Genomic DNA, 6,322 nt, shown 5'->3' with positions numbered 1-6,322 from the left:
TGTTAAAGAGCGTTGACCGCGTTGGGTCGGGGCTGATGCTTCATCAGCTCAGGGTCGTGCATTTTACGCATTTCCCGTTTGGCGTCAAGGAGTTTTTAAAACTTCTTTTCGCTGTCGATTTAAGTGCCATTCTCAACAGAGAGTAACAGTCTCAAATCAACCCGACTCGGTGGTTAGCTTTCGCTGTCTGCCGTGTCAGTGGATGCGCATTATAGGGAGTTTCAGCGGGGGCGCAAGGGCTTTTTTACAGAAAATCTCCCCCCGACGTTCACATGACTATTTATCAAACGAAACGCATAAAAAAGGGACTAAATGCCCCTTTATACTGGTTTTATTCTCGATAAAGCCGGCGACGGGCATCCCGGCTAAGGAGCGAAGAAGCGCGATTCTTGTTTCACTTCGACTACTTCACCGTCTATGGTCGTCGCCACTTTAATGTCGATATTGGTGACTGTACGCGTCAAGTCCGCGGGATCGACCGCCACACTGATAGGCAGAGTCAATACTTCGCCGGCTTTTACTGTGACCGTCTTGGCACCATACCATTCATAATTCGACAGCCCCTCGACGCTCAAGGCATATTCATGCAAGGCTTCCGTTTTATTCAGGATCTTAATGGTGTAGGTGTTTTCTATCAGGCCTTGGTTGTTCTCTCTGTAAAGCTGATTGCGGTCACGAATAATATCCATACGGATCGGCGCTATGGTGGCACTGGCATAGATGAAGAGTAAGATCATCGCCGTCAGGACCACGCCATAGCCCACCAGCTTAGGTCGCAAGACTTTCTCTTTAACGTCTTCGAGCTTATTTTCCGTGGTATAACTGATCAAGCCTTTAGGGTAACCCATGCGTTCCATGGTGTTATCGCAGGCATCTATGCAGGCACCGCAGTTGATACATTCGTATTGCAGACCATTGCGGATATCTATACCCGTAGGGCAGACCTGCACACAGAGATCACAATCTATGCAGTCTCCCAATCCCAAGGCCTTATGGTCAACCTTGCGGGATCTCGGGCCACGCGTTTCACCACGCTTGGGATCATAACCTACTATATAAGTGTTCTTATCGAACATGGCCGCTTGAAAGCGCGCGTAAGGGCACATGTGGATGCACATGATCTCGCGCATCCAACCTGCATTGCCGTAAGTTGCGAAGGTAAACAGGCTCACCCAGAAATAAATCCCCCCCGAGGCTTGCAGGGTAAACACATCCAAATAGACTTCACGACTGGGTACGAAATAAGAGACGAAGGTCATGGCGGTCAGGAGTGAGATCAATAACCAAGCCGTATGTTTAGCCGTCTTACGCCATAGCTTATCGAAATTCCAGGGCATCTGGTCCAGTTTGATGCGTTTATTGCGGGCACCTTCGATTTTTTCTTCGAACCAAATGAAGATGAAGGTCCATACTGTTTGCGGGCAGGTATAGCCACACCAGACACGCCCCAGGTAAGTTGTCACGAAGAAGAGGGCGAAGGCGGCTATCATGAACACGGCGGCCAGCAAGGTGAGATCCTGCGGCCAGATGGTGAGGCCGAAGACATGGAACTTTTGCTCACCCAAGTTAAACCAAACAGCCTGACGCTCACCCCAGGGGATCCAGGGCAGCAACAAGAAAAAGAGCATGGTAATCCAACCCATGCGCCGACGCACAGAACTCCAGAGCCCATCCACAGCCCGGACATAAATATGGTTACTCGGCTTGAAGCTGTCGGCTTTGTTGGCGTCAGGCTGGTGAATCTTGATCCGATTAGCTTTGGAATAGTCCTTGTTACGGGATTCTGCGTTCATTTCTAATGCCTTTACTGCTTTAATATTGCACGAAAACAAGGTTAGTATACTCCGTATGCCAACCAGCATTCACCTATATTTGTAAAGGTTATTGATCTGCATCGGATAAAATTGGAAAAAAAATGAAAGGATGGATTATCGTAGGCATCTTGGCCGTCATGATTTACTACTTGGCGACCCAGACCCGACACTTAGACGGCCCCATAGCCCAAACGCAAACCCTGTTGCAAAGGGCCAAAAACAAACTCGATGCCATGACAGGCACACACATCATTAAGGCGGAACATAAACTCTCAACCCTGAAGAACAGCATTGCCGACAGGCTATCCAGCCGGGAACGACAAGAGTTTGAGCAGATACTGGTATCGCCACAGGCTGCGGCTGCTTTTAAAGATGAGTTTTGCAACATGCGTACCCTGTCACACCCTGTCTTCAGCAAAGATAATCTGCAGTTAATCTGCGATAAATTGTAACCTCAATGACTTAAACCTATGTTTTACCTCATAGGTTTAAGTCTTAAGCATTGACCCATCAAGCCATTCAGCCTAGCCTTTGAACAGTGTTTTACCAGAGGCTAACCTGACAATGACGCAACCAGTTTCAGATATTTTCGATCCCATCTTGTGGGAACCCGTTCCCGGATTCGCTTTCACCGACATTACTTATCACAGAGCCAGAGAGCAGGGTACGGTGCGCATCGCCATCAATAGACCCGAATGCCGTAACGCCTTCAGACCCAAGACGGTTGATGAACTCTATGTGGCCTTGGATCATGCCCGCCAATGGTCCGATGTAGGTTGCGTATTGTTTACCGGCAACGGTCCCTCGGCGAAAGATGGTGGCTGGGCCTTCTGTTCCGGCGGCGATCAGCGTATTCGCGGCAAAGATGGTTATCAATATGAAGGCGAAGAAGCCGGCAAGGCAGACTCCGCCCGCATGGGACGTCTGCACATACTCGAAATCCAGCGACTGATCCGTTTCATGCCCAAAATAGTGATCGCCGTGGTACCGGGTTGGGCCGTGGGTGGCGGTCATAGTCTGCACGTAGTCTGTGATCTCACCTTGGCTTCCAAGGAACACGCCATTTTCAAGCAGACTGACGCAGACGTCGCCAGCTTCGACTCGGGTTATGGCAGTGCTTACCTGGCTAAGATGATAGGTCAGAAGCGGGCACGGGAAATTTTCTTCTGTGGCTTCGATTACAGTGCCGAGGAGGCGGTCAGCATGGGGATGGTCAACAAGGCCGTGCCACACCAGGAGCTCGAAGTCGAAGCCTTGCGTTGGGCCAAGGCTATCAACTCTAAGTCACCGACGGCGATGCGCATGTTGAAATACGGCTTCAACATGACAGACGACGGCATGGTCGGCCAACAACTGTTCGCCGGTGAAGCCACTCGGCTGGCCTACGCCACCGCCGAGGCCCAAGAGGGGCGCGATGCCTTTCTCGAGAAACGCGAGCAGGACTTTTCTGCTTTTCCCTGGCATTACTGACGGCATAGAGATAGGTATGAATATTTGCGTTTAAAATAACTTGAAAATTTCAGCCACACTCTTAATGAGAACTGTTATCATTTGATGGTGATTTTGATGATAGTCTGACTCGGAGGATATCAAGGTGGCTAAAACTCTCAGTTTTGCCGTAGTGCATTTCGGCGTGGCTTTTACCGTCACTTACCTGCTGACCGGCAGTATAGTCGTCGGTGGGGCAGTCGCCCTGATCGAGCCGGTCATCAATACCCTGGTATTCTATTTCCACGACAAGGTTTGGAAACGCATCGAAAGCAACAGGATGAGGGCATCGTCATCGGCCTGAGCCTTGTCTTGCATCCTTAAAACAAAAACCTCCCCAAGGGGAGGTTTATTATCTTACGCCGTTATTCCACAGTCACAGACTTAGCCAGATTACGGGGCTGATCCACGTCTGTGCCTTTGATCAAGGCGACGTGATAAGACAGCAATTGCAGCGGGATAGTGTAGATAAGCGGCGCCATGAACTCGTCGCAATGCGGCACAGGGATGACTTTCATGGTGTCGTCCGACTCGAATTCGGCATCCACATCGGCAAACACATACATCAAACCGCCGCGGGCACGCACTTCTTCGACGTTGGACTTGAGTTTCTCCAACAGCTCATTGTTGGGGGCAACCACTATGACCGGCATATCGGCATCGATCAACGCCAGCGGGCCATGTTTCAGCTCGCCCGAGGCATAGGCTTCGGCGTGAATGTAAGAAATCTCTTTCAGCTTCAGCGCTCCCTCCATGGCGATGGGATACTGATCGCCACGGCCGAGGAACAGGGCATGATGTTTGTCGGCAAAGTCTTCCGCCAGCTCGGCGATGGCATCATCCAACCCCAGGGCCTGTTCCACCTTGGCCGGCATGGATTGCAGGCTCTGGGTTATCTGCGCCTGCATCTGCGCCGACATGCCGTTATGACGCCCTATCACGGCGGTCAGCATCAGCAATCCCGCCAGTTGCACAGTGAAGGCCTTGGTAGAGGCCACGCCGATTTCGGCGCCGGCTTTCATCATGTAAGCCATGTCCGATTCGCGCACCAAGGAAGAGCCGGGGGCATTACAGATAGTCAATGTGGCCTTGTAACCCATTTCCTTGGCCAGGCGCATGGCCGCCAGGGTATCGGCGGTTTCACCCGACTGGGAAATGGTCACCAGCAGGCTGTTGGGGAATAGATGTGACTTGCGGTAGCGAAACTCGGAGGCGATTTCGACATTACAGGACACCCCGGCCCAATCTTCCAGCCAGTAACGCGCGGCCATGCCGGCATGGTAGCTGGTACCGCAGGCGATGATCTGCACATGCTTGATGTCTTTCAAAAACTCGGCAGCATTGTCGCCGAAAGCCGTGTCCAGCACTTGTCTGTTGGCGATGCGCCCTTCTATGGTGCGGGTCAATGCAAGTGGCTGCTCGTAGATCTCCTTGAGCATATAATGGCGATATTCGCCCTTGTCGCCGGCATCATGGGTCACTTCCGACTCTTTCACTTCACGTTCGACGGCGTTGCCATCCATGTCGAAGATACTGACACTACGGCGGGTCACTTCGGCCACATCCCCTTCTTCCAGGAAGGCGAAGGTACGAGTCACGGGCAATAAGGCCAGCTGATCCGAAGCGACAAAGTTTTCGCCCAGGCCGAAACCTATCACCAGGGGGCTGCCGCTGCGAGCGACTATCATGCGCTCACTGTCACGACGGTCTATGACCACAGTGCCATAGGCGCCTTCAAGCTGCTTCACAGTCGCCTGCACCGCGGCCAATAAGGTGTCATGGCGCTTCAGCTCATGATGCACCAAATGGCAGATCACTTCGGTATCCGTATCCGAAGCAAACTGATAATCCAAGCCTTTAAGCATGTCGCGCAGCTTGTTATGGTTTTCTATGATGCCATTATGCACCACGGCGATATCGCCAGAGGAAACATGAGGATGAGCGTTGCGTTCACTGGGCTCACCGTGGGTCGCCCAGCGGGTGTGGGCTATGCCTGTGCCACCGGCCAACGGCATGGCATCCAAGGCCGCCGATAGCTCCTGCACCTTGCCCACTCTGCGGGTACGGCTGAGTTCACCATTGTTGATCAGCGTCACCCCGGCCGAATCATAGCCGCGGTATTCCAAGCGGCGCAATCCCTCGACTAATATTTCGGCTACATCCCTTTGCGCTACCGCGCCAACAATTCCGCACATATAGATACCTGATTTTTATTAAGTTAATTAGATAAAGGAGCCAGGATCACCTGTACCCCTTGACTTGAAATTCTGTCAGCCGCCACCTGCGGCAATCTGTCGTCGGTCACCAGCACACTGACTTGGCTCCAGGGGAGCTCCAAATTGGGAATACGCCTGCCGAGCTTGTCGGACTCGAGCATGACTATCACTTCCCGCGACACCTCGGCCATCACCTTGCTCAGTCCCGTCAGCTCGTTGAACGTGGTGGTACCACGGTCGAGATCTATGCCATCGGCGCCGATGAACAGCTGATCGAAATCATAGGAGCGCAGCACCTGCTCGGCCACCTGGCCCTGAAAAGATTCCGAATGAGGATCCCAGGTGCCGCCGGTCATCAACAGCGTCGGTTCCTGTTCCAGTTCGTGTATCGCATTGGCCAACTGCAACGAGTTGGTCATCACCACCAGGCCGCGCTTGTCGCTCAGCTCTTGGATCAATCCAGAGGTGGTACTGCCGCTGTCTATTATGATGCGGTTATGATCGCGGATCAGCCTGGCGGCCGCCTTGGCTATGGCCTGCTTGGCCAGAGACAGAGGCTCGGCCTCTTGGGTCATTTCGTGTGGCAATGGCACGGCACCGCCATAACGACGCAGCAACAGACCATTTTTCTCCAGCGCAGCCAAGTCTTTACGTATGGTGACTTCAGAGGTTTCGAAACTCAGTGCCAAGGCATCGACGCTCACCTCGCCCGCTTCATTGAGCAGGTTGATGATGGCGTGGCGGCGTTGCTGCGTGTTGCGTTTGGTCATAAACAGGCTAACTTTCGCTTAAGTTTCGATTCGA

At 52.6% G+C, this 6,322-nt stretch carries 6 protein-coding genes; 3 read left to right on the top strand and 3 right to left on the bottom strand.

All coding sequences use genetic code 11. The features are described 5' to 3' along the window. Positions 1-365: 365 nt before the first annotated feature. A complete protein-coding gene (ccoG, locus tag HC757_RS16810) occupies positions 366-1,793 on the bottom strand; it encodes a cytochrome c oxidase accessory protein CcoG (protein ID WP_169565549.1) in 1,428 nt (475 codons plus the stop codon). 122 nt (positions 1,794-1,915) lie between these two features. On the opposite strand from ccoG, the gene HC757_RS16805 reads away from it, so the two are divergent. From HC757_RS16805 to HC757_RS16795, 3 genes are all read left to right on the top strand, one after another. Next, a complete protein-coding gene (locus tag HC757_RS16805; protein ID WP_169565548.1) occupies positions 1,916-2,266 on the top strand; it encodes a hypothetical protein in 351 nt (116 codons plus the stop codon). Positions 2,267-2,378: 112 nt separating this feature from the next. After that, positions 2,379-3,284: a 1,4-dihydroxy-2-naphthoyl-CoA synthase gene (locus HC757_RS16800; protein WP_169565547.1), complete on the top strand. Its 906-nt coding sequence runs from the start codon at positions 2,379-2,381 to the stop codon at positions 3,282-3,284. Between the two features lie 124 nt (positions 3,285-3,408). Next, a complete protein-coding gene (locus HC757_RS16795; RefSeq protein ID WP_169565546.1) occupies positions 3,409-3,606 on the top strand; it encodes a DUF2061 domain-containing protein in 198 nt (65 codons plus the stop codon). Between the two features lie 61 nt (positions 3,607-3,667). On the opposite strand, the gene glmS is transcribed toward HC757_RS16795, so the two are convergent. After that, positions 3,668-5,497, bottom strand: a complete 1,830-nt coding sequence (gene glmS / locus HC757_RS16790) for a glutamine--fructose-6-phosphate transaminase (isomerizing) (protein WP_169565545.1) — start codon at positions 5,495-5,497, stop codon at positions 3,668-3,670. A gap of 23 nt (positions 5,498-5,520) precedes the next feature. Further along, positions 5,521-6,288 (bottom strand): DeoR/GlpR family DNA-binding transcription regulator, encoded by a 768-nt coding sequence (locus HC757_RS16785; RefSeq protein WP_169565544.1) that lies wholly within the window; start codon positions 6,286-6,288, stop codon positions 5,521-5,523. Positions 6,289-6,322: the final 34 nt, after the last annotated feature.

This window comes from Shewanella salipaludis (genome assembly GCF_012911865.1).
GTDB classification, from domain to species: Bacteria; Pseudomonadota; Gammaproteobacteria; order Enterobacterales; family Shewanellaceae; genus Shewanella; species Shewanella salipaludis.
This window is presented reverse-complemented; position numbering and strand designations above follow the sequence as displayed.

Excerpts from the sequence above, each read along its gene's own strand:
- HC757_RS16800 (WP_169565547.1), top strand. The coding sequence starts at position 2,379 with ATGACGCAACCAGTTTCAGATATTTTCGATCCCATCTTGTGGGAACCC.
- ccoG (WP_169565549.1), bottom strand. The coding sequence starts at position 1,793 with ATGAACGCAGAATCCCGTAACAAGGACTATTCCAAAGCTAATCGGATC.
- HC757_RS16785 (WP_169565544.1), bottom strand. The coding sequence starts at position 6,288 with ATGACCAAACGCAACACGCAGCAACGCCGCCACGCCATCATCAACCTG.
- glmS (WP_169565545.1), bottom strand. The coding sequence starts at position 5,497 with ATGTGCGGAATTGTTGGCGCGGTAGCGCAAAGGGATGTAGCCGAAATA.
- HC757_RS16805 (WP_169565548.1), top strand. The coding sequence starts at position 1,916 with ATGAAAGGATGGATTATCGTAGGCATCTTGGCCGTCATGATTTACTAC.